The sequence below is a fragment of the Anaerococcus sp. Marseille-Q5996 genome (assembly GCF_946893725.1).
Classification (GTDB): domain Bacteria; phylum Bacillota; class Clostridia; order Tissierellales; family Peptoniphilaceae; genus Anaerococcus; species Anaerococcus martiniensis.
Genome location: NZ_CAMPPE010000002.1, coordinates 98,553 through 121,538, shown reverse-complemented (window position 1 = coordinate 121,538; position 22,986 = coordinate 98,553). Strand labels below are relative to the sequence as shown.

General features: G+C 32.5%; 21 protein-coding genes. 9 read left to right on the top strand and 12 right to left on the bottom strand.

Annotation, left to right across the window (positions count from 1 at the left end):
- Positions 1-3: 3 nt before the first annotated feature.
- Positions 4-357 (bottom strand): Asp23/Gls24 family envelope stress response protein, encoded by a 354-nt coding sequence (locus tag OC526_RS03040; protein ID WP_262122116.1) that lies wholly within the window; start codon positions 355-357, stop codon positions 4-6.
- Between the two features lie 269 nt (positions 358-626).
- On the opposite strand from OC526_RS03040, the gene OC526_RS03035 reads away from it, so the two are divergent.
- The 6 genes from OC526_RS03035 (at position 627) to OC526_RS03010 (ending at position 5,908) form a co-directional block, all read left to right on the top strand.
- Positions 627-1,553 (top strand): (Fe-S)-binding protein, encoded by a 927-nt coding sequence (locus OC526_RS03035; RefSeq protein WP_262122115.1) that lies wholly within the window; start codon positions 627-629, stop codon positions 1,551-1,553.
- A gap of 12 nt (positions 1,554-1,565) precedes the next feature.
- Positions 1,566-2,738, top strand: coding sequence for a sulfurtransferase (locus OC526_RS03030; protein ID WP_262122114.1), 1,173 nt, complete (start codon positions 1,566-1,568; stop codon positions 2,736-2,738).
- 353 nt (positions 2,739-3,091) lie between these two features.
- Entirely contained in the window at positions 3,092-3,895 is an 804-nt protein-coding gene (locus tag OC526_RS03025) for a rhodanese-like domain-containing protein (protein ID WP_262122113.1), read from the top strand.
- 10 nt (positions 3,896-3,905) lie between these two features.
- Positions 3,906-4,637, top strand: a complete 732-nt coding sequence (locus OC526_RS03020; protein WP_262122112.1) for a TVP38/TMEM64 family protein — start codon at positions 3,906-3,908, stop codon at positions 4,635-4,637.
- The gene (locus OC526_RS03015; protein ID WP_262122111.1) at positions 4,612-5,283 is read left to right on the top strand and encodes a TVP38/TMEM64 family protein; all 672 of its coding nucleotides are present in this window, start codon (positions 4,612-4,614) and stop codon (positions 5,281-5,283) included. Before OC526_RS03020 ends, OC526_RS03015 begins: the two co-directional genes overlap by 26 nt.
- A complete protein-coding gene (locus OC526_RS03010) occupies positions 5,243-5,908 on the top strand; it encodes a TIGR04283 family arsenosugar biosynthesis glycosyltransferase (protein ID WP_262122110.1) in 666 nt (221 codons plus the stop codon). The genes OC526_RS03015 and OC526_RS03010 overlap by 41 nt, the downstream gene beginning before the upstream one ends.
- A 31-nt stretch (positions 5,909-5,939) precedes the next feature.
- Here OC526_RS03010 and OC526_RS03005 read toward each other — a convergent pair whose 3' ends face one another.
- The 7 genes from OC526_RS03005 to OC526_RS02975 all read right to left on the bottom strand — a co-directional run bounded on the left by OC526_RS03005 (position 5,940) and on the right by OC526_RS02975 (position 17,102).
- Entirely contained in the window at positions 5,940-6,758 is an 819-nt protein-coding gene (locus OC526_RS03005) for a nucleoside hydrolase (RefSeq protein ID WP_262122109.1), read from the bottom strand.
- Complete coding sequence (locus tag OC526_RS03000) at positions 6,739-7,185, bottom strand: C-GCAxxG-C-C family protein (protein WP_262122108.1); 447 nt, start codon at positions 7,183-7,185, stop codon at positions 6,739-6,741. The genes OC526_RS03005 and OC526_RS03000 overlap by 20 nt, the downstream gene beginning before the upstream one ends.
- Positions 7,175-8,635: a TIGR04282 family arsenosugar biosynthesis glycosyltransferase gene (locus OC526_RS02995; RefSeq protein ID WP_262122107.1), complete on the bottom strand. Its 1,461-nt coding sequence runs from the start codon at positions 8,633-8,635 to the stop codon at positions 7,175-7,177. The genes OC526_RS03000 and OC526_RS02995 overlap by 11 nt, the downstream gene beginning before the upstream one ends.
- A gap of 98 nt (positions 8,636-8,733) precedes the next feature.
- Positions 8,734-12,273, bottom strand: coding sequence for a pyruvate:ferredoxin (flavodoxin) oxidoreductase (nifJ, locus tag OC526_RS02990; protein ID WP_262122106.1), 3,540 nt, complete (start codon positions 12,271-12,273; stop codon positions 8,734-8,736).
- A 162-nt stretch (positions 12,274-12,435) separates the two neighbouring features.
- A complete protein-coding gene (gene hprK, locus OC526_RS02985) occupies positions 12,436-13,467 on the bottom strand; it encodes an HPr(Ser) kinase/phosphatase (RefSeq protein ID WP_410050266.1) in 1,032 nt (343 codons plus the stop codon).
- A 12-nt stretch (positions 13,468-13,479) separates the two neighbouring features.
- Positions 13,480-15,330: an excinuclease ABC subunit UvrC gene (uvrC, locus tag OC526_RS02980; RefSeq protein ID WP_262122105.1), complete on the bottom strand. Its 1,851-nt coding sequence runs from the start codon at positions 15,328-15,330 to the stop codon at positions 13,480-13,482.
- Positions 15,327-17,102, bottom strand: coding sequence for an aminopeptidase P family protein (locus OC526_RS02975; protein ID WP_262122104.1), 1,776 nt, complete (start codon positions 17,100-17,102; stop codon positions 15,327-15,329). Before OC526_RS02975 ends, uvrC begins: the two co-directional genes overlap by 4 nt.
- A 177-nt stretch (positions 17,103-17,279) precedes the next feature.
- Between OC526_RS02975 and ychF the strand changes: the two genes are divergently transcribed.
- The 3 genes from ychF (at position 17,280) to OC526_RS02960 (ending at position 20,077) form a co-directional block, all read left to right on the top strand.
- Complete coding sequence (ychF, locus tag OC526_RS02970; protein ID WP_262122103.1) at positions 17,280-18,377, top strand: redox-regulated ATPase YchF; 1,098 nt, start codon at positions 17,280-17,282, stop codon at positions 18,375-18,377.
- Positions 18,378-18,386: 9 nt separating this feature from the next.
- The gene (locus OC526_RS02965; RefSeq protein WP_262122102.1) at positions 18,387-18,998 is read left to right on the top strand and encodes a thymidine kinase; all 612 of its coding nucleotides are present in this window, start codon (positions 18,387-18,389) and stop codon (positions 18,996-18,998) included.
- 65 nt (positions 18,999-19,063) lie between these two features.
- The gene (locus OC526_RS02960; protein WP_262122101.1) at positions 19,064-20,077 is read left to right on the top strand and encodes an ATP-grasp domain-containing protein; all 1,014 of its coding nucleotides are present in this window, start codon (positions 19,064-19,066) and stop codon (positions 20,075-20,077) included.
- Between the two features lie 115 nt (positions 20,078-20,192).
- Here the strand turns inward: OC526_RS02960 and arsS are convergent, their stop codons facing one another.
- The 4 genes from arsS to map form a co-directional block, all read right to left on the bottom strand.
- Complete coding sequence (gene arsS, locus OC526_RS02955; protein ID WP_262122100.1) at positions 20,193-21,146, bottom strand: arsenosugar biosynthesis radical SAM (seleno)protein ArsS; 954 nt, start codon at positions 21,144-21,146, stop codon at positions 20,193-20,195.
- Positions 21,147-21,485, bottom strand: a complete 339-nt coding sequence (locus OC526_RS02950; protein WP_262122099.1) for an arsenosugar biosynthesis-associated peroxidase-like protein — start codon at positions 21,483-21,485, stop codon at positions 21,147-21,149. It abuts the gene before it with no gap.
- A 118-nt stretch (positions 21,486-21,603) separates the two neighbouring features.
- The gene (locus tag OC526_RS02945) at positions 21,604-22,137 is read right to left on the bottom strand and encodes a GNAT family N-acetyltransferase (RefSeq protein WP_262122098.1); all 534 of its coding nucleotides are present in this window, start codon (positions 22,135-22,137) and stop codon (positions 21,604-21,606) included.
- Between the two features lie 12 nt (positions 22,138-22,149).
- Positions 22,150-22,956: a type I methionyl aminopeptidase gene (map, locus tag OC526_RS02940; RefSeq protein ID WP_262122097.1), complete on the bottom strand. Its 807-nt coding sequence runs from the start codon at positions 22,954-22,956 to the stop codon at positions 22,150-22,152.
- Between the last annotated feature and the right edge of the window lie 30 nt (positions 22,957-22,986).

Here is a 22,986-nt window from a genome sequence, read left to right as displayed (position 1 = left end):
CACCTACTGTCCTATTCCTTGCACCAAAATATTAACATCAGAAACTCTAACATTTAAAGATTTTTCGACTGTGTATTTTACATTGTCGATTATATTTTGTGCTACAACTGAAATTCTTACTCCATAAAGTATAAATATTGAAATATTAATTGTAAGAGTTCCATCGTCTCTTCTATGTATTTCTACACCCTTGCTCATATTTTCTAGTTTTAATAATTGATAAATATCATCTTTTGCTGATTGTGATGCAAGGCCAACTACACCATATGATTGCATAACTGTGACAGCAACAATATTGCTTAGCACTGAATCATCTATAGTTACCTTACCTAAATTATTTACGTATTTTATAGACATTGTATCCTCCATCATTTGGACTAATTATATCATACATATTTGTTATATTATACTATAAGTGTTTTTGCTTTGCCTTATAATTATTGACAATAAATTAATTTATGATAGTATATTATACGAATATATGATAACAATTTCATAATTGCAATTGCAATAAGTACACTATGATGTTTGATTATATTAATAAGCTAAAATAATTATTTTAAGATAAGCATTTCGCTTTAGTACACACTTAAAATATGAAAATAAAAAACTATGTTAGGAAGATAATGAATTACCTAAAATTTGTAGAGGACAATTGTATTGAGTGCGGACTTTGCACAAAAAATTGTCCATTTTTAAGTAAATATAATATTAATTTATTAGATTTTACAAAAAAGGAAGATTTAGCTTATTCCTGCTTTATGTGCAATAAGTGCAGTCATGTTTGTCCTAAAAATTTAAATGGCAAATATATCTCACTCTTATTTCGTAAAAATAATCCAAAATACAAACTTGTAAAACTAAACAAGGAGTCTTATCCTTTCAGAAACTTACCTAAAAAAACTAGAAAATCAAGTGATCTTTTGTATTTAGGATGCAATTTTCCAGCCTTTTATCCGGAAACATCTAAGGCTTTGATTGACTTATTTAAGAAAAATGGATTTGTTTTTTCCATAGATTGCTGCAGGAATCCTGTTTATAATACTGGTTTTAACGAAAATCCTAGTACGCGTTTAGAAAATCAGATTAATAATCTTAAAATCAACAGAATAGTGACAGCTTGTCCTAATTGCTATCACCACTTAAAAAATAAATATAAGGTTGAAATAATTTCTGTATACAAATGGCTTGAAGAATATAATTATATAAAGGATATCGAAAAACCTTATAATGTATTTTTCCCATGTTCTGATAGGTACAACCGTGAAATTTTTAGTGTTATTAAAAGGCATGCTCCAAATTGGAATGATAAGTTTAAAAACACCAATTGTTGCGGAGCTGGGGGCCTGGCTGTAAAAAAAGAAAAAGATATTGCTGATGCTATGACAGCTTCCATTCAAAATGAAGAAATATATAGCTATTGTGCAACATGCTCCATGCGTTTTTCTAAATACAATAAGGTCCACCACTTTGCCTCAGCATTCTTGGACATTGATGAAGAGGTCAAAACGGATTATTTAAAAAATGCACTTAAAGCGAAATTTTTTAAATAAACAGGAGAATAAATGAAAAAATTAAATATTAATCAAATCATTAAAAAACTTGGCCTTTCATTTTTTACTTTGTTTTTTGTTTTAAGTATTACAGCTTGTTCAAATCAAAATGCAAATGAAAATACTGCAGAAAATGAAAAAGTAAGCGAAGAAACATCTGACAGCAAAGAAGTATTAGAATCGAATGAAGAATCAAAAAATGATGAAAAAAAAGAAATTGCATCTGAAACTATCAAAGATTCTGATGACGGTGAAATACTTGATTGCTGTGGAAGGGCTAAAAACAAGGATATTTTTGTTACAGCTGACTATGTAAAAGATGTAATTGATGGCAAAGAAGATGTTGGTGATTATGTAATAGCAGAAGTTACTTGGGGTGAAGCTGATGCCAGCGAGGATTATTTAAAAAATCATATTCCAGGAGCTATTCATATAAATACTGATACTATCGAAGAGGGCCCAGTTTGGAATTTAAAAATCGATGATGAAATTGTAAAATCAATGCTAGATTACGGAATTGATAAAGATACAACAGTATTTTTATACGGTCCTGATTCTGGAGCACCAAGAGTAGCTTTAGCTTATCTGATAGAAGGTGTTGAAAACATAAAGCTAATTGATGGAGGCCTTAAAGTTTGGATGGATAAGGGTTATGAAACTGAAGAAGGGGAAAATAAAGCGGTTGCTAAGGATGACTTCAAAGGTGAATACCCAGCCCACCCAGAACTAATAGTGAGCCTAGAAGAAGCTAAAAAAGACATTGAAGATGAAAATGACGATGTTCAATACATTTCTACTAGAAGCTACGAAGAATATATCGGTGAAACCAGTGGATATTCCTATATTCCAAAGGCATGTGAACTGCCAGGTGCAATATACGGCCATGATGAAGCGGACTATAAAAATCCAGATGGAACATATATCAGCTACACAGATATGATAAAAATGTTAGAGGCTGAAGGTGTAGACACCAGCAAAGAAATGGTATTTTACTGCGGAACTGGTTGGAGAGCTGCCCTGCCAATCCTAAAATTCTATGAAAAAGGAATTACTGCAAAATTATTTGATGGTGGATGGAACGAGTGGCAAATGCATGATGAACTTCCTGCCCAACTTGGTGATCCAAAAGATGGTGCAGAAATAAAAAAAGTTGGCGAATTATCTAATGATAAAGCCACAGAATAGGAATAAGATTTTAAAAATCTTCCAAATTATTTTCTTAGTGGGGATATTTTTAATCCAATACTATTCAAAGAAAAAAATGGGAGTCCAGAGAACATTAGTTTTTTATAATTACAATTTAGAAAATAATTATAATATTAAAACCATATTTAAACTAATTGCCCTAGTATTTTTTATTTTTATAATCTATAGTTTTATAAAATATAAAAATCTAAAGGCAATCAGTCTATTGTGTATACTAGCAATATTAATTTTAATGACTATTGATATTTCAATATTTAAGCTTACAAAGTATGCAATATCATTATTATTGCTAATAATAAATATTTTAGAATTTAACAAAATAGGAGAAAAAAATGAAAAGATCAAATAAATTACTTACACTTATGCTAATCGGTACATTCGCACTTACAGGTTGTGGAAATAACACAACAACAGCTCCAGAAGAAACAAAAACTGAAGAAGCTGCTAGTAATGAAGCAACCACTCCAGAAAATACAGAAACTGAAGAAGGTGCTAAAGAAGAAGCTGCTGAAACCGAAGTTAAAACAATAGCAGGCGAAGAATTAGATAAAATTCAAGAAGATAACGACGAAAAAGAAAAATACCTAGTTATCGACACAAGAAAAGCTGATGATTACAAGGAAGGTCACGTTAAACACGCTATCACACTTCCAGCTGATGAATTAGCTGATAGAATTGACGAACTTGCTGATTTCAAAGACAAAAACGTAGTTGTTTATGGTGAAACTGCTGAAGAAGCTGAGGAAGCATACAAAACTTTAGTTGATAATGGTTTTACAAATGTACAATCTGCTGGTGGATACGCAGACTTTGATTATACAACAAAAACAAAGGTCACATCTGTACCAGGACCAGAATTTATAGAGTTAGTAAATACTGGAGATTATACAATCATCGATGTTAGAGATGAAAAAGACTATAATAAAGGTCACTTAGCAGGAGCTATCAATGTTCCAGTTGATCAAGCTGAATCATTAATCGAAACACTTCCACAAGATAAACCATTCCTAACTCACTGCTATTCAGGAAACAGATCTTTCAAAGTTGCTGATATGCTAGCTAACCAAGGACACGAAGTAATCAACGCCCTTGATGGTACAAAAGAATACGACGGTTACGACTTATCTAAAAAATAAGAGCAAATAAATGGATCAGAAAAATCTTGAGAAATCCCAGACTAATGAAAAAAGTCTAAATAAATCAACAAAACTTCTGATTTTACTACCACTTATAGGGCTAATTTTGGCATACTTCTTAATACCATCATTCAAAAGTGCTATTAGTAGTGCCATATCGGCATTAAGTACAGGAGGCCTAAGTGGGGTTATTGAATACATCCGTGGATATGGCAAACAAACGGCTGTAATTTCATTTTTACTAATGATTTTACAGTCTATCATATCCCCTATCCCAGCTGTTATGATTACCCTAGCAAATGCTGTTATTTTTGGCTGGGTAAAGGGAGCTATCCTATCATGGTCATCAGCCATGGTTGGTGCAGCACTTTGCTTTTTTATAGCAAGAGCCCTAGGACGTGATGCGGTTATAAGACTATCTAGCCAGGGAGCCCTAGAAAATATCGAAGACTTTTTTGAAAAATATGGTAAACACACTATTCTTATAGCAAGATTGTTACCATTTATATCCTTTGATATTGTAAGCTATGCTGCAGGTCTTACATCAATGGGATTTTGGCCATTTTTCTTAGCTACAGGCCTTGGCCAGCTACCAGCTACAATTATCTACTCCTATACAGGTGGTGAATTGGATGGTGGCGCACGTGGTATATTTATATTTGTAATCGCAATATCAATACTTGCAGTAGTTGTTGCATTTTTTAGGAAAAGATATAATGCAAAACACAAAACGAATTTTTAATGTCTTAAAAGCTATCCTTGTGATAGCTTTTATAATTTGGATAAATAAATCTGTTAATATAGATATATTGCAAGAAAAAATATCATCTTATGGAGCCTTAGCACCTATAATATATATAATCGCATTTACAATCCTACCTATTTTCCTATTCCCTACCTTAAGTATAGTAATCGTAGGAGGAACGTTATTTGGATTTGTAAATGGACTAGTATATACAACAATTGGCGTTGCAGCAAATACATCACTAATGTATCTAATCTCACACAAATATGCTAAAGATAAAGTCTACAATATCCTAAAAGATAGGTTGTCAAACCAGTATTTAAATTTGATTTATACCAAAGATCAAAAAAAGCTGATAACTACCTTTATTATATTTAGATTAGTTCCTGCAGTTCCCTACATTTTTGAAAACTATCTAGCTGGTTTGACTGAAATAAAATTTGTGCCATATTTACTAACAACTATTGTCTCTGTTATCCCTGGCACCTTGGTTTATCTTAATGTAGGTACTAACATAACTGATATTGGCAGCAAGGAATTTATCTTATCAGTGATAATTCTATTAGCCTTTACAGTATTGACACTATTAGCCAAAAAAATTTATGATAAAAAACATGGTAACCATAATAATTCCGACTTATAATGAAGTCAAAAATATAAAAAAATTTGAAAAAGTATTAGCGAATATAAAGGGAAATTTTGAAGTAATTTTTACCGACGGTTTTTCCAGGGATGGGACCTATGATTTAATCTCTTACCTAAAAATTAAGGAAGCAAAGTATAGGTCAAATCAAATGAATGCTGCAGCAAAATACGCTAAGGGTGATTACTTACTTTTTCTACATTGTGACTCATTAATAAGTTCGGATTGTATAAATTTAATTGAAAGATCAAATCTTGATGCAGGGTGTTTTACTTTGAAATTCCACCCAAGCAACTCTCGCTTGAAATTCATAGAATTTTTCTCAAATCTAAGGGTAAAAAGAAAACATATCGCCTTTGGTGATCAGGGAATATTTATAAAAAGGGAAATTTTCGAAAAAATTGGTGGATATAAGGAAATTCCTCTGATGGAAGACTATCAATTATCGATGGATATTAAAGAAGCTGGATATAAACTAAAACAAATTGATTATCCAATATACACATCTTCCCGAAGATTAGAAAAACATCCTTTAACAACAGGTTTATTTATGAAAATCTTGCAAAATTTATATAAAAGTGGATATAGTGTAGAAAAAATAGCTGAATATTACAAAAAGATTTAAAAAGACGAGGAGTAAACCTCGTCTTTTTTAATTATTTTTTATCAATCACATCTACTATATAATCCATAGCATTTATATTTTCTTTTATTTCAGGTAGATTTACTTTTTTATCATCTCCATCTACTAGATATCCATTTAGCAAATGTTCATCTAGAACAATATTTTTTTCGTAATCTATGAAAAATTCAGGATTTGTAATATAAAGGGCAGCTAAAGCATCCCAAACTACTAATTTACTTTCACCAAACTCGTCTAAAAACTCCTCCGTAACCCTTTTTAAAGATGGTTTTAGGTAATTCATAAATTCACTTTTGTATTCTGGATTTGTCGGCACTTGGTATTTGTGTTTCATACAATTATTTCCAGTTATTATATGAATATTATCTAGTTTTTCTAAGGCATAAATTGTAGATAGATAATCAATGCTTAAATTTAACTCACGCATGATTTTTTTGTTAAATCTTAGCTTATCAGTTATTCCACCCATAGCTACAAAAGATTTTACTTTTTTAGGATCCATTCCCAATGCAAGGGCTTTTTGGGTGTTGGTTGTTGATCCTAAGGATAAAATAATTATATCTTCATTCTTCTCAATCTCATTTTTTATAGCCTCTCCTGCATCATGGATATACAGGCCTCCCTTTACCAAAGGAATATCAATATTTAAATCATCTAGCATTTTTTTTGTAGCATTATAGGTTACTTCTTCATTGTTGTTACCAAAAGTGGTCGTGATTAGTCTTACATCTATCTCTGGATGGGCTATCAAATAAAGAATTGCAAAGGCATCATCAAGGTCACAACCTTTTACATCTATTGTACAATCTGTATCAATTATTACTTTTTTCATCTTTCTCATCCATAATTTCTTCTGTAATATCAATTGCAGTTGTTATACATTTGCCACAAACCCTTGCTAATAGATCATTTTCTAAAGCATAATTAAAGCCTTCATCAGTGTTAACATCTACTTTTAATAAGTCAGCACACTTTGTATGGCCCATTCTTTTTTCAAATTCCTTATCAAGTTTATAAATCATCTTTGCTAGTTCAATTTTTTCGTAAGGATCAGTAGAGCCATATTTAAGACCAAGGGCCATATAAGATGCAGTTAATGCCCCGCAGATGTCAGATTTGTACATACCCATTTCAAAAGGGGTTGAGATTTTTACTGCTATTTTTTCATCTAAGCCCAAATCGTCTGCAAAATAAGCAAAAACTGTTTGAGAGCAATTGTAGCCTTTCTCCATAAAATTCTCTATTTTTTTATTGTCCATAAAATTTCCTATAAAACTTCTCTAACATTTCTAAAAACTCTAAACTTAAAAACTTATTAATTTTTAAAAGCGTATCATCATTAGATAAAAATCTATCTTGTTCATATTCTACCTTTGCCATAGAGCACCAGGTTACACCCCTTAGGGAGTTAAACATCAAGTACTTATAAAATTTTTCATAATCTACTTTTCTATATTTTTCATAAATTTTTAAGAAAGTCAGCATCTGATCTTCAGTCAATATTGTTTCAGTTTTCCAATTTGTAGTAGTAGGTACTAAAAAGTGTGCTAAATCTTGTTCGCACTCACCAATAATTGGTTTTTCCCAGTCAATAATGACAGATTTTTCTCCAATTATAAAATTTCTATTATTTAGCTCAGTATTTATAATACATGGATTTTCAATGTTTACATCTAGACCAGATTTTTTGGCGATTTCTAAAAATTCTAAAATCTTTTCTTCAACAATAGGATCTTTATTTTCATAGTTTTGATATTGGGCAAACATATTTATAAATTCCTCATACATAGCATAAAAAGGTTTATTTGCCCACAAGAAATTATCAAAATTTACATCTAAATTATGAACTGAACTTAATAATTTTGCTGCAATATCCATATCCGTTTGATAATTTAAGTGCCTACCCTCTATATATTCCATAGTGAAAAAAGATTTAGCTAGGTACTCTCCTTTTTTAAAATAAGAATAAACTTTCGGTGTGACTTTAGATTTTTCTAAAGTTTTTAGTGCTTGAAATTCATATTCTAATTGTTGATCACCCAGTCCTATTTGAGAAGCTAGATTTATCCTAATTACTTTATCATTATATTTATAATTTAGATTATATTCACCATTACCAAGCTCTGTAATATTTTCATCGTCAAACTCAGCAATTATTAAATCCTTTATGGTATCTATATCACGAATTGGATTAAGTAAATAATATGATTTACCAAGGTTTTCTATTTTCTTGATAGTATCATCTAATACATTGGGAGTGGAGTATTGTATATCTGAAAATATATCCAGTTTTTCTTTCAAAGCTATTAGTCCATATCCTCCATCAATGCTTGGCGCTATGACTACATCATATTGATCTAATATTACAAAAGCGTTATTAACATGGTCTTTACTTAAGTTTTCCAAATCTGATCCAATTAATACAACTTTATTATATGAATTTAGTTGATCAAAAATCGCATTTCGCATTTTTTCGCCCAAATCATTACCTGATTGTTGAATTTTTTTTCCATCTATAAAATCCAAATCAGATTTTTCTCCATCATAATATATAATTGGATATTGATTTTCATTTTCTATTAAATTATAATTTTGACCAATGAGCTTTCTCATCAATTCTAATCGTTCTTTTTTAGATAGAAAATTTTTTAGCCTTGTTTTGCTATTATTTAGATTAGGTGCTTTTGTAAACAATATTACTCTATTCATTTTAGTTTTCATTACTATTTTGTTAAAAAATTTATTTATTACCTTAAAAAAAAATGCCATATTTACATATGGCATTTTTTGGTAATTAATTTTTAACCTTATTTACCAGCAAGTCTCTTATATGTTTCGTATCTGTCGTTAGCAGCTTTTTCTGCTTCAGCATATAATTCATCTGCTGTTTCAGGGAATGATCTCTTAAGTGATGAGTATCTTACTTCCCCTTGAAGGAATTCTTGGAATGATTCGCTTGGTTCTTTAGAGTCTAATTGGAATGGATTTTTGCCCTCTTCTGCAAGTCTTGGGTCAAATCTCCATAAGTGCCAGTAACCAGCTTGAACAGCTTGTTTTTCTCTAAATTGTGATTTACCCATACCAACTCTAATTCCGTGGTTGATACATGGTGCGTAAGCGATGATTAATGATGGTCCATCGTAGCTTTCAGCTTCTTTGATAGCTTTTACTACTTGGTTTTGGTTAGCACCCATAGCAACTTGTGCTACGTAGATGTATCCGTATGAAGTCATCATTAAACCAAGGTCTTTTTTACGTACTTTTTTACCTGATGCAGCGAATTGTGCTACTGCAGATAATGGTGTAGCTTTAGATGATTGTCCACCTGTATTTGAGTAAACTTCTGTATCGAATACAAGGATGTTTACATTTTCTCCACTTGCTAATACGTGGTCAACACCACCAAATCCAATATCATAGCTCCATCCGTCACCACCGAAGATCCATAATGATTTTTTGATCATATAATCTTTTAGGTTATAGATATCTTTAAGAATTGCTTTTCCTTCTTCACTGTCAACTGTTTCATTTTCTAGTGTAAGAATTTTAGCTGTTGCTTCTTTTGATGCGTTTACATCTTCTTTACCTTCTAACCACATTTTGAATGCTTCATTTAATGGTGTATCAATGTTTAATTCTAAGAATGAGTTCATTCTTGTTTCTAGAAGTAATTTATTTGATTCTGCAGCTAATTTGATACCGTATCCGTATTCAGCAGCATCTTCGAATAATGAGTTACCCCAAGCTGGACCTTTGCCTGATTCTTGGTTGATTGTGTATGACATAGCTGGTGCACTTGCTCCCCAGATTGATGAACAACCTGTAGCATTTGCAACGTACATTCTGTCACCGAACATTTGTGTAACAAGTTTTGCATATGGAGTTTCACCACAACCTGCACAAGCTCCTGAGAATTGAAGTAATGGTTGTTTAAATTGGCTTCCTTTAAGTGTTTGGTCATCCATAACATCTTCTTTGTAACCAACTTCTTCGTGAGCGTATTCCCAGTTTTCTTTTTGATTTTCAACTTGTTCTTCGAATGGTTTCATTAGAAGAGCTTTTTCTGGAGCTGGACAAATATCAGCACAGTTTCCACAACCTGTACAGTCTAGTGGAGAAACTTGAATTCTGAATTCATATTGTTCCATTCCTTTACCGATAGCTTGTTTAGTCTCAAAGCCTTCAGGTGCATTAGCCTTTTCTTCTTCTGTTACTAGGAATGGTCTAATTACAGCGTGAGGACATACGAAAGAACATTGGTTACATTGGATACAATTTTCCATTTGCCATTCTGGTACATTTAGAGCAATACCACGTTTTTCGATTGCTGTTGTTCCTGATGGGAATTCTCCATTTTCTAAGTCAAGATCAACGAAAGCAGATACTGGAATATCATCTTCTTTTTGTTCGATCATTGGTTTTAGAATGTTTTTAACGAATTCTGGCATATCTTTTTGTTCAGCTTTTTCATCATCTTGAGCGTTTGCCCATTGTTCTGGAACTTCAACTTTTTTAGCTGCTTCTAAACCTGCATCTACTGCTGCATAGTTCATGTTTACAATGTCATCACCTTTGTGACCGTAAGCTTTAACTATAGAATCTTTTAAGTATCCAACAGCTTCATCAATTGGAAGTACTTGAGATAAGTTAAAGAATGCAGCTTGCATAATCATGTTTGTTCTTGAACCTAGTCCAATATCTTGAGCGATGTGGCTTGCATCGATAATATAGAAGTTGATATTGTGTTCAGCTAAATATCTTTTTACTTTCGCTGGAAGGTGTTGGTCTAAGTCTTCTTCTTTCCATGTTGTGTTAAGAAGGAATGTACCACCATCTTTAAGTCCTTTTAGTACATCATATTGGTGTAGGTATGCTTGTTTTGAAAGTGACATAAAGTCAGCTTCGTCTAATAGGTAAGTTGATTTGATTGGTTCTTTACCAAATCTTAAGTGAGACATTGTAAGTCCACCAGATTTTTTAGAATCGTAGTCGAAATATCCTTGTGCATACATGTCTGTGTTATCACCAATGATTTTGATAGCTTGTTTGTTAGCACCAACAGTACCATCAGATCCGAATCCCCAGAATTTACATCTTGTAGTACCTTCGTGACGAACTTTGAAGTCTTCTCTTTCTAAAGATGTGTTTGTAACATCATCTGTGATTGAAAGTGTGAAGTTATCTTTTGGTTCATCTTTTTTAAGGTTTTCATAAACTGCTTTGATATCTCCAGGAACAGTATCTTTGCTTGAAAGTCCGTAGATACCGCCATAGATTTCTGGAGCATTTTCAACACCATAGAATGCTGATTTAACATCTAGGTATAATGGTTGTCCTTCAGCACCTTGTTCTTTTGTTCTATCAAGAACAGCAATTTTCTTAACTGAGTTTGGAATAGCTTTTAGTAAGTGTTCTTTTGAGAATGGTCTGTATAGGTGAACTTCTACTAAACCAACTTTGTATCCGTCTTTTGAAAGTTCATCAATTGTTTCACGAATTGTTTGGTTTACAGAACCCATAGCTACGATAATTTCTTCAGCGTCTTCTTGTCCGTAGTAGTTGAATAGTCCGTAGTTTGTACCAATTAATTCGTTGATTTGGTTCATGTAATCTTCTACAACACCAACAATATTTGTGTATGCTTGATTTCTAGATACTGTTCTTTGGAAGAAGATATTTTTCTCAGCTGTACCCATGTGTTTTGGTCTTTCTGGGTTAAGTGAGTTATTTTTAAATGCATCAACTGCATCGAAATCCACTAAATCTTTTAGTGTTTCGTAATCCCAAACATTAATTTTTTGGATTTCGTGGCTTGTTCTAAATCCGTCAAAGAAGTTAACAAATGGAACTCTTCCTTTAATAGCAGATAAGTGAGCTACTGGAGATAAGTCCATAACTTCTTGAACAGAGTTTGAACAAAGCATAGCACAACCTGTTTGTCTTGCTGCGTAAATGTCTGAGTGGTCTCCGTAGATAGATAGTGCGTGAGTAGCTACTGTTCTAGCTGCAACATGGAATACACCTGGTAATCTTTCTCCAGCAACTTTATACATATTAGGTATCATTAATAATAAACCTTGGCTTGCTGTATATGTAGTAGTAAGTGCTCCTGCTGCTAAAGCTCCGTGAAATGCTCCTGCTGCACCAGCTTCAGATTGCATTTCTTTAACCATAACTTCTCTATCGAAAACATTTTTACGTCCATTTGATGACCATACATCAATAGATTCTGGCATTGGTGAAGATGGTGTGATTGGGTAAATGGTTGCAACGTCTGTAAATGCGTATGATACGTGAGCTGCAGCGGTATTACCGTCCATAGTCTTCATCGCTCTAGTAATTGTCATTTAGACCTCCTAAAATAATTAATAAGCAATTATCGTTAACACTAATTTAAGTATAGTTAAGATGTTTACGAATGTCAAGAGCCATTAGCAAATAATATCAAAATTGTAAATATTCTTAAAATTTTCACCAATATTTCTGCAAACAAAATAAAAACGATAAACTTATTCAAAGTCATCGTTTTCATTAACTAATTCTTTATGAAATATTTTATTAGTCATTACACGGGCTGCATTATAGCCAAAATTTTTCTCCCTTTGGTTCATAGCCGCTACTTCTACAATCATCGCAAGATTTCGTCCTGCCCTGACTGGCACTACTATATGAGGAAGTTTTACATCTAGCAATTCGATATAGTGATCATCTAGACCCAACCTATCATATTCATAATCTTCTTTCCATTGTTCTAGCTCAATAACTAGATCTACTTGAGAAGATTCTTTTACTGAACCAGTTCCGTAAAGTCTTCTTACATTTACAATTCCAAGTCCCCTAATTTCCATATAATGTCTTATATTATCTGGAGATTCGCCGATAACTTTATTATCAATAGCCATAATATCAACCATGTCATCAGCAACAAGCCTATGACCACGATTGACTAAATCTAGGGCAGTTTCACTTTTTCCTACTGATGATTTGCCCATAATCAAAACACCTATACCAAAAACTTCCAAAAGTTCACCATGAACGTTACTTCTTGGTGCTAGTTGGTATTCTAGCTCATCTGAAATATCAGAAATTAATTTGGTTGTCTTTGCTGGTGACCTTAGGACGGTTTTATCATAATAGTCGGCCAAATCCAAAATATCTTGGTTAATATCTACATTATAAGAAAAAATTACAGCAGGGATACTGTATGAAAGTATACCCCTAAATCGTTCATATTGGAGCTTGCTATCAAGTCCAGTCAGATAAGTGTATTCTACTGATCCTATAACTTGTAGCCTTTTGTAGGGAAAATCTTCCAGGTATCCTGCCAATTGCAAACCAGGTCTATTGACATCAGCACTTAAAAGATTTATTTCATGGTAATCAGAAGACTGGTGGACAATTTCTAGACCTAATCTTTCTACAACTGTTTTAAGCTTTATAGTATTTTTTTCCTGACCTAACTTAAGCTCTTTAGATATAATCTCCCTTTCAACTACCGACTCAGTTCCTGCATCATCCATTATTTCTCTGTTTTCGTCCATTATCTACTCCTTTTAGCCTTTTAGCCTAAAATACTTATAAATTTCTAAGGCTTGGGCCTTTCCAACTAGGGGTACTTCCATTAATTCTTCTACACTTGCTTTTTTAATATTTGAAATGCTTTTAAAATGCTTGTATAAATTTGTTCTGGTTTTTACTCCTACACCCTTGATATTATCTAGTTCTGAAGTTTTCATAGTGTTTTGCATTAATTTTCTATGGTAGTTTATGGCAAACCTATGGGCTTCTTCTTGGATTTCATAAATTAATTTATAAACTGGATCCCTGCGGTTAATAAATATTTCTTTTCCTTGGTAGACAATAGCACGGGTGGTGTGCTTATCATCTTTTACAAGGCCAGCAATTTCTATATCTAATTTAAATTCTTCAAGAATTTCAAGAGCAGATGAAACCTGTCCCTTGCCCCCATCCATTAATATTAAATCTGGCATATTTCCAAAACCTGTTGTGGTATTACCATTTTCCATTTCTTTAATGCCATTTTTAAATCTACGAGTTAAAACTTCTTTTAAAGAGCCATAGTCATTTGGTCCTTCAATAGTTTTTATCTTAAATTTACGATATTCTTTTGGATTTGGATGACCATCTTCAAAAACAACCATTGATCCAACAGATTGAACCCCAGATGTATTTGAAATATCGTAGCATTCTATACGTTTTATCTCAGTCATTTCTAAAATTTCTTTAAGCTGATTAATGCCAGCAGATTTTTTGCGGTCTTTTTTTTCTGCTTGTTTTTCGTATTTGATACGCATATCATTGGCATTTGTAAGAGCCATATTTACCAAATCTCTTTTTTTACCTAGTTTTGGCTTGTGGATTACAACCTTACTTCCACGTTTTTGATTTAAGAATTCATTGATTGTACCTAAATCATCAGGTTCAGTTTCTAATAAAATTTCTTTTGGTATATACATAATGTCTAGGTAAAATTGCTTGATAAAAGATCCCATTATGTCCTTATCACTTTCGGCATAGTCATTTTTTATTATAAAATGCTCCCTTTCTACAATTTTTCCCTTTCTCATTAGAAAAACTTGCATGACAATTGCTGTAGTTCCCTTACTCATAGCAATTATATCCATATCTTCGCCGCTAGCTTCGGTTACTTTTTGTCTTTCTGAAATGGTCGATAAGGCCCTATAAAAATCCCTGTATTTCATAGCCATTTCAAAATTTAGTTTATCACTTGATTCATTCATTTTTTCTAAAACCCAGTCAGGGATTTTATCAGACCTATTTTCCAAAAAAAGTTTTACATCGTTTAAATGCTCCATGTAACGAGATTCATCCTCATCATGGATACATGGGCCATTACACTTTTTAATAAAATAATTTAGGCATGGCCTATCTAAAGTTTGCCCCTTTTCAAAATCTAAATTGCAAGTTCTAAAGGGATAATACATGTGGAATAAATCTATGGCATCATTTACTGCATAGGCATCTGGATAGGGTCCATAATAATTTGCTTTATCATTATAAATTTGCCTTACTTTTTGTATCCTAGGGAATTTCTCATTTGTAATTTTTATATAAGGGTATTGTTTATCATCTCTTAGGACGATATTATATTTTGGCCTGTTTTTCTTAATTAGATTTGATTCTAAAACCAAGGCCTCTACTTCATTTTCCACGATAATATATTCAAAGTGGTCGATATGGGAGACCATGGCCAAAACTTTGGCTCCCTTATTCTTATTGTTGTCAAAATATTGGCGGACTCTTTTTCTAAGAGAAATTGCCTTACCGACATAGATTATTTCATCATCGGCATTTCTCATTATATAAACCCCTGGTAAATCAGGTAGTTCTTTGAGTTTCGCCCTTAGTTCTTCTTTGCTCAAATTTGCCTACAACTCTCTTTCAAATACTCTAAATCTGCACCTTCTAGGTGTGGTGCTAAAACTTCTTGGCATTTTTTATTGTAATCATTTATCCAATTAATCTCATCATTTGTCAGCATATCAACGTTTATTGGTCTAGTGTCAATTGGAACAAATGTTAGATTTTCAAACTCTAAGAATTTTCCAAATTCATTTTCTAATGCTTTTTGGACTACAGCTTGGTTTTCAATTCTTATTCCGTGGCTGTCGGTAATATATAAACCTGGTTCGACTGATGTGAACATATGATCTTTAAATTCTATTTCTGATCCAGGCCCCATACCTAATCTTTGTGGTCCTTCATGGACTGTTAATAAATATCCAACTCCGTGTCCTGTCCCGTGGAAAAAGTCTTTGCCAGCTTGCCACAATGGATATTTAGCAATTGCATCTAATCTTGCACCTGTTGTTTTTTCTTTAAATTTAGCTAAGAATAGGGCAATATGAGATTTTAATACTAGGGTGTAGTCATCTTTTTCTGCTTGGCTAGTATTTCCAAGGGCTATAGTTCTAGTAATATCTGTGGTTCCTTCTTTGTAGTGGGCACCTGAATCTATTAAAATCATTCCTTCGGTAGTAATAGTCTTTGAACCAACATTTGCTGGTGCGTAGTGGACAATTGCAGCATTATCCTTAAATCCAATAATAGATTCAAATGATTCTTCTACAAAGCTTTCGTTTTCTGCTCTAAGTTCATGAAGTTTTTTGCTAGCTACATATTCGTTTAAAGTTCCAGTTGTAGCTCCTACTTCTAGCCAATTAAAGAATTTTACTAAAGTTACACCATCAATAATGTAAGCTTGTTTTGTATTTTCAATTTCTTTTTCACTTTTAATTGCCTTCATATTTGTAGTAATATTAGTACCTGTTGAAACTTTTACATTTGAATTTATGGCATCATAGATCGCTACATTTGTGCGTGCTGGATCGAGGAATATACGATTTTTACCTGGTATATCTTTTAAAAGTGTAAAAATATAATCATAAGAATGAAGTTTTATTTTGTTGTTGTCTAAGTATTCTTTAACTTCCCCATCAAGCTTATCTTGATCAATGCATAGATATGCCCTATCTTTTGAAATTAGCATGTAAGAAAGTACAACTGGATTGTAATCAATATCGTTACCACGAATATTTAACAACCAGCAAATATCCTCAACTGCACCGATAAAATAATAATCGTATCCATTTTTATCCATATGTTCACGAACACGGTTTAATTTTGATTCGGCACTTTCACCTGTGTATTCTTCACCAAGGACCCATACTTTATCTTTTCTTAATTCTGGGCGGTCTTTCCATAGATTTGAAATATAGTCAATATCTGAAACAAGGGTACGAGATCCCATTGATTCACTGAGTTTTTTGTATTCTTTTACTGAAAATAGATTGCCGTTAAAGGCAATTTTTCCAAATTCATTGACATTTTCATCTAGATATTCTTCAACTGTCGGATAATCTTCATCTCCCATTTTCATAAGTTCAAATTCGGATGAAGAAAGTTCCTTAGCTGCTTGTAGAAAATATCTGGAATCTGTCCATACTTTTGCCTCATTTGGTGTAATGACTGCTGTTCCAGCTGAACCTGTAAAACCAGAAATAAATTGTCTTTCCTTATAATAATCAGGCAAATATTCTGACTGGTGTGGGTCAGATGTTGGAATTATGTATGCGTCTATTTTTCTATCCGCCATCAATTTTCTTAAATTTTCTAATCTTTGATCAATATTCATATAAACTCCCTCAAATTTTTAAAAAATAACTTTATTGAAATGTTAAAATTCCTTGATTTCATACCTTAACTATACCTTTTTGGCCTCTTTTTGGTAGCATATCAGTGATTGAATTTTTTGGCAAATCAATTATAATAAATACAATCGTGTAAAAATAATAGAGGGGTGATAAAATAAATGAAACTTGGAATTGTAGGTTTACCAAACGTTGGAAAATCAACTTTATTTAATGCTATTACAAAGGCTGGTGCTCTGATTGCAAATTATCCTTTTGCTACAATTGATCCAAATGTGGGACTAGTAAATGTGCCTGATGAAAGACTTGAAGTTTTATCAAAAATCAGCGAATCTAAAAAAATTGTTCCAGCTGTAATTGAATTTTATGATATAGCTGGACTAGTAAGAGGTGCTTCCAAAGGTGAGGGTCTTGGTAATCAATTTTTATCAAATATTAGAGAAACAGATGCTATTGTTGAGGTCTTAAGATGTTTTGATGATCCAAATGTTACACACGTTGATGGATCAGTTGACCCAATCCGTGACATTGAAACAATCAATTTAGAATTAATTTTTGCAGACCTAGATATGATTGAAAAAGTATTAGAAAAACGTAGAAAAGTTGCAAGAAATGACAAGGAAGTTGCAAAAGAAGTCGAAGTTTTAGATAAAGTTAAAGCTGTTCTTGAAGAAGGGAAATCAGCAAGAGTCCTAAATCTAACTGACGATGAGAAAAAATTGCTCCGTTCTTACCAACTTCTTTCAACAAAGCCTATCATCTATGTATGCAATGTAAATGAAGAAGATGCATCAAATGATGGCGTGGACAATCCTTATGTTGCAAAAGTTCGTGAATTTGCTGCAAATGAAAATGCAGAAGTTTCTATAGTATCTGCTAAAATTGAGCAAGAAATCTCAGAACTAGACACAGATGAAGAAAAGGCAGATTTTTTAGAAATGTTAGGTTTAAACGAGTCTGGCACTGATAAAGTTATCAAAGATAGTTACAAAACCCTAGATTTAATTTCATTCTTAACAACAGGTGAAATGGAAACCCGTGCCTGGACTATAAAAGATGGTACAAAAGCAGTTGATGCAGCTGGCAAAATCCACACTGATATCTCCCGTGGTTTTATCAAAGCAGAAATAGTTTCATATGATGATTTAGTAAACAGCGGATCAATCAATGCTGCCCGTGAAAAAGGCCTTTTAAGAATGGAAGGCAAGGACTATATCATGCAAGATGGTGATGTTGTAAACTTTAGATTTAATGTATAAGGGTAAAAAATGAAAAAACAAGGAAAACTAATAGTTCATACAGGATCAATGTTTTCAGGAAAAACCACTTCCCTATGGAGAGAACTATATAGGATGCGCATTGCAAATTATAAAATAGCTGCATTTAAACCAGCCATTGATAATCGTGATGATGATAAAAAAATAGTTTCCCACGACAATTTAGAACTTGATGCAATCAAGGTTGAAAATCTTAATGATGTCCTAGATTATGCTACTAAACACGAACTTGATGCTATCGGCATAGATGAAGTTCAATTTTTCCCAAATGACCCAACAGAAGTAATCGATATTTTTAATGAGCTAATGGCAAAAAATATTACAATTGTAGTTTCTGGCTTAGATATGGATTACAAAACCAGACCATTTGAAATAATAAAAGAAATAATGCCAATTGCAGATGAACTAACAAAACACCATGCCATTTGTGCATCATGTGGAGAGGATGCTTGGGCCTCATATAGAAAATCAACAGATGAATCAAGAATCCAAATCGGTTCAAAAGATAAATATGAACCACTATGCAGAGAATGCTACAATCAAATGATGAGTGAACGCGAAAATACCAAAAATCAAATCTCACTTGAAGAATTGGGCGAATAAACCTAATTCTTTTTGTTTGTTAGCAAATAATTTATTATATTAACGTTTTAAAAGGAAAAGTACATATGAAAGTTGCATTAGTATACGCAGAATACGAAAACATGACAGAAGAAATCAGACAAGTAAATCCAAATGCTGATAGGATTATGAAAAATATGCTATCATCAATCAAAGAGGCTTTGGAATTCAATAACCATGAGGTTTTTGAAGTACCAGCTAATATCGATATGATGAGAAATATTATGGAAATTGACGGATTGGATGTAATTTTTATCCACTATGATCCATTAGAAAACTTAAAATTGCAAGGAAATGTATTTGCAGCCTTAGAATTACTCGGAATTCCAATAGTTGGAAGTGGCATGCTTGCTCAGGCTATAGCCCTTTCAAAAGAAACAGCAAATCTTATTTTAGCCTCTCATGGTTTACCAATTGTTAAATCACAAATAATATTTTCAAAAGATGATGAGCTTAAGGAAGAGTTAAAAGAATCATTCCCACTATTTGTAAAACCAGAATCTGAAGCTGTATCAGTAGGTATCAGAAATGATTCTTTAGTTGAAAATGAAGAGCAATTAGAGAAAACTTTAGAAAGAATTTTCTCAGAAGTTAACCCACCTATTATCATAGAAGAATTCTTGCCAGGTAGAGAATTTACAGTTGGTGTTCTAGAAGATATGGGTGAAATAAAAGCATTGGAAGTAACAGAAATTACTTTTGATAAAGAAAGCGGAGTAAATTTTAGGACCAAAGATGTTGTTAAGAATAAATGGACCATCAAAACAACACCAGCAGAAATTGATGAAGAATTAGAACTAGAGATGAAATATTTAGCTATAAAATCATTTAAGGCTCTGAATTGTAATACTTATGCAAGAATAGATATAAGACTAAATGCCGATGGCGAGCCATATATCATGGAAATAAATACTATGCCAGGTTTATCAAAGACCTCTTCTCCATATGTCTTAGAAGCAAATGCAACAGGCATTAGTTACGAAGAACTTATAGATATTTTAGTAAAATCAGCCTATCACAAGGGTGCTGATAAAAAAATGCTAGGTATCGGGAAATTTTAATGAATAAAGGCAGGCTTTTATTAGCCTGCTCTTTTTGTTTTAAATTATATATTTTTTAACTATAATAAATTTCTCTTAAAAATTCTTTAGGAGTAGCCTACTCCAAAGATCCGCCTCAGGAAGATCCCGCTCCTGCTGTACAACTATAACAATGATTAGCAGTAGCAATAGGCCTTTTTTCTAAATCTTTAGCAGTGATTTCAAAAATATTTTTATTTTTGGACCTTATCCCCATGCCAAGGGATAGGTTAAAATCACAATCATGTAAGTTTCCATCATAATCAACTGATAAAGTTGACCTGCACATGACATCATCTACAATTTTATCATTAAAGGCATTATAAAGCCTTTTCATATATCGGTCTAAATTATTAGACTTATCAAGCCACTTTCCAAAGTTTCCAATTGGTGAGTTTGTAATAACAAATAAATCATTAAAAACTATGCCATATTCTTCTAGTAATTTTGTTCTATATATAGCCTCTAGCTCTTGTTCTGCCTGAGGAATTATAGCACCAGATGGATTGTAAACTAGGTTTAAATTTAAATTAGGATCCCTAGCATATCCCAAATCATTTAATCGTCTTAAAACTCTAATAGAGTCTTCAAAAACCCCAAGTCCCCTCATTTTATCAGTCTTATCTTTTTCATAAAAAGGAAGACTTGCTATTATATCTACCTTGTGATTTTTCAAAAAAATAGGTATATCTTTGTATTTCTCATCATTGTATATGGTTAGATTTGACCTAATCATAACATTTTTGCCGAGCTTAGTGGACTCTTCTACTAGATATTTAAAAACTCCACTCATCTCTGGAGCTCCACCTGTAATATCTACCGTCTTAAAATTATATGACTTTAACAAATCAATACATTTATTAGCTACATCTTGGCTCATATCTTCTGTGCGATTTGGATGGCAAGATAGATGGCAGTGTTTGCAGGATAAATTACAGGTTCTTGTAATATTTAATTGTAGGGTATCGATTTCGTTTTTTGTTTTAAGTTCGTATCCTACCCTCTCATCAAAGCTAGGAACTGCTTGGTTTACTTTTTTAAAATAATCCACTTAAAATTCCAAATCATCTATCATATTTTTCATCTGAACGCCTGTTACTAGGGTAATTCCAGCTTGCATAGCACTTGCTACATGAACTGCTTCCATCATCTCTTCTTTACTTAATCCTAAATCCAAGCATTTTGTTGTATATGCATCAATACAATACGGGCATTTTTCTGCATGAGCTACTGCTAGAGCGATTAGGGCTTTTGTTCTTACTGGAAGTTTACCCTCAGCCATTACATTTGCATAATAATTTAGAAAATTATCCCAATGTTCTTTGTGTAATTGTCCTAAATCTCCATCATTAAATTTATCTAAGTCTGATTTTTTAAAGTATTCGCTCATCATAATCTCCTTATAAATTATATATTATAATAAAACTATACAATTTGGAAAACTTTTATCTAATCAAAACAACATTTAAATTTGCAATAAAAAAGACCCTAGTTAAATAATCTAAGATCTATTTTATACGTTTTATATTTTCATTTATGAAGTCTTCTTCAAATATATTTAAATAGGTATCAAAATATTCATCTAGACCCGCATCTTTGGTGGTAGACATTAATTCCATCTCAATACCAAAATAATTTACACTTGCATCCAAAACCTGATATCCGTTTTTGATATAAAATGCTTTTCTTTTATTTCTTATAGCATAATCATCAGCATCTTTAAACTTTGTACTTTCAATTTCAATTATCAAATCATCATATTTTTCTTTTAAGACCCCTAATCCAGAACTTCCATATCCCTTTCCCCTAAAAGATTTTTCGATAGCAAAATATGAAAGCAAATGAATGTTGTGATTTAAATATATGACAGCTAATCCAATATTCTTATCATTTTCTCTTAAAATATCAATTTCTATTAAATTTTCTTCTATAAGATTATACAAAGTATCTATCTCAATTCTTTCCTCAATTGGAAATGCATTTTGATAAAGTTTTTCAAAGTAGTTTTTGTCTTCTAAGGTTTCGATTGAACTTAATTGCAAAACTAAACTCCACTAAAATTTGTAATTGTTGATAAATTCCATATCTTCTTGAGTGAGAGAATATTTTCTTTGGTCCGTTATTACTTCTGGCCCATTTTCATGAATTATTAACTGGTGCTCAAATTGGCAAACATTTGATCCATCTTTTGTTTTTGCTACCCATCCATTATCCTCAAGCTCCATAGGCCAGTTACCACTTGCAATCATTGGCTCAATTGTAAAAACCATACCTGCTTGGATGCGTGGACCACGGTGAGCTTTGCCATAGTGTGGGACTTGTGGGTCTTCGTGCATTTCTTTTCCAATGCCATGGCCTATAAAATCACGAATAACTGAAAAATCATTTTCAACTTCGGCATATTCTTGAATAGCATGACCTATATCACCTATTCTATTTCCTACTTTTGCCTGCTCAACAGCTCTTTCTAAGGATTTCAAGGTTACATCCATTAGTTTTTGATCTCGTTCTGATAATTGGCCGATTGAATATGACCAGCAAGAATCAGCAAGACCTCCCTTGTATTCGATAACATTATCTATAGAAACTATATCTCCATCTTTTAGGACGTAGTCACTTGGAAAACCATGACAAATTTCATCATTTACAGATATACAAAGTGTGTATGGAAATCCTCCATAGCCTAGCTGGGCTGGTATAGCCTTTTTATGCTCTACTATAAATTTATTTGCAAAGTCATCAAGTTCTTTGGTTGTCATACCCGCTTTTATAACTGCTTGGATAGCTAGATGAGTTTGGCATAAAATTTCTGCTGCTGCTCTCATCTTTTCAAAATCATTTTCTGTGTATAATCTAATCATTTTTACCTTCCAATTAAAATAAAGCGACTA

Coding starts and splice junctions, on each gene's coding strand:
- OC526_RS03040 (WP_262122116.1), bottom strand. CDS start 357: ATGTCTATAAAATACGTAAATAATTTAGGTAAGGTAACTATAGATGAT.
- OC526_RS03035 (WP_262122115.1), top strand. CDS start 627: ATGAATTACCTAAAATTTGTAGAGGACAATTGTATTGAGTGCGGACTT.
- OC526_RS03030 (WP_262122114.1), top strand. CDS start 1,566: ATGAAAAAATTAAATATTAATCAAATCATTAAAAAACTTGGCCTTTCA.
- OC526_RS03025 (WP_262122113.1), top strand. CDS start 3,092: ATGAAAAGATCAAATAAATTACTTACACTTATGCTAATCGGTACATTC.
- OC526_RS03020 (WP_262122112.1), top strand. CDS start 3,906: ATGGATCAGAAAAATCTTGAGAAATCCCAGACTAATGAAAAAAGTCTA.
- OC526_RS03015 (WP_262122111.1), top strand. CDS start 4,612: ATGCAAAACACAAAACGAATTTTTAATGTCTTAAAAGCTATCCTTGTG.
- OC526_RS03010 (WP_262122110.1), top strand. CDS start 5,243: ATGATAAAAAACATGGTAACCATAATAATTCCGACTTATAATGAAGTC.
- OC526_RS03005 (WP_262122109.1), bottom strand. CDS start 6,758: ATGAAAAAAGTAATAATTGATACAGATTGTACAATAGATGTAAAAGGT.
- OC526_RS03000 (WP_262122108.1), bottom strand. CDS start 7,185: ATGGACAATAAAAAAATAGAGAATTTTATGGAGAAAGGCTACAATTGC.
- OC526_RS02995 (WP_262122107.1), bottom strand. CDS start 8,635: ATGAATAGAGTAATATTGTTTACAAAAGCACCTAATCTAAATAATAGC.
- nifJ (WP_262122106.1), bottom strand. CDS start 12,273: ATGACAATTACTAGAGCGATGAAGACTATGGACGGTAATACCGCTGCA.
- hprK (WP_410050266.1), bottom strand. CDS start 13,467: ATGGACGAAAACAGAGAAATAATGGATGATGCAGGAACTGAGTCGGTA.
- OC526_RS02975 (WP_262122104.1), bottom strand. CDS start 17,102: ATGAATATTGATCAAAGATTAGAAAATTTAAGAAAATTGATGGCGGAT.
- ychF (WP_262122103.1), top strand. CDS start 17,280: ATGAAACTTGGAATTGTAGGTTTACCAAACGTTGGAAAATCAACTTTA.
- OC526_RS02965 (WP_262122102.1), top strand. CDS start 18,387: ATGAAAAAACAAGGAAAACTAATAGTTCATACAGGATCAATGTTTTCA.
- OC526_RS02960 (WP_262122101.1), top strand. CDS start 19,064: ATGAAAGTTGCATTAGTATACGCAGAATACGAAAACATGACAGAAGAA.
- OC526_RS02950 (WP_262122099.1), bottom strand. CDS start 21,485: ATGAGCGAATACTTTAAAAAATCAGACTTAGATAAATTTAATGATGGA.
- map (WP_262122097.1), bottom strand. CDS start 22,956: ATGATTAGATTATACACAGAAAATGATTTTGAAAAGATGAGAGCAGCA.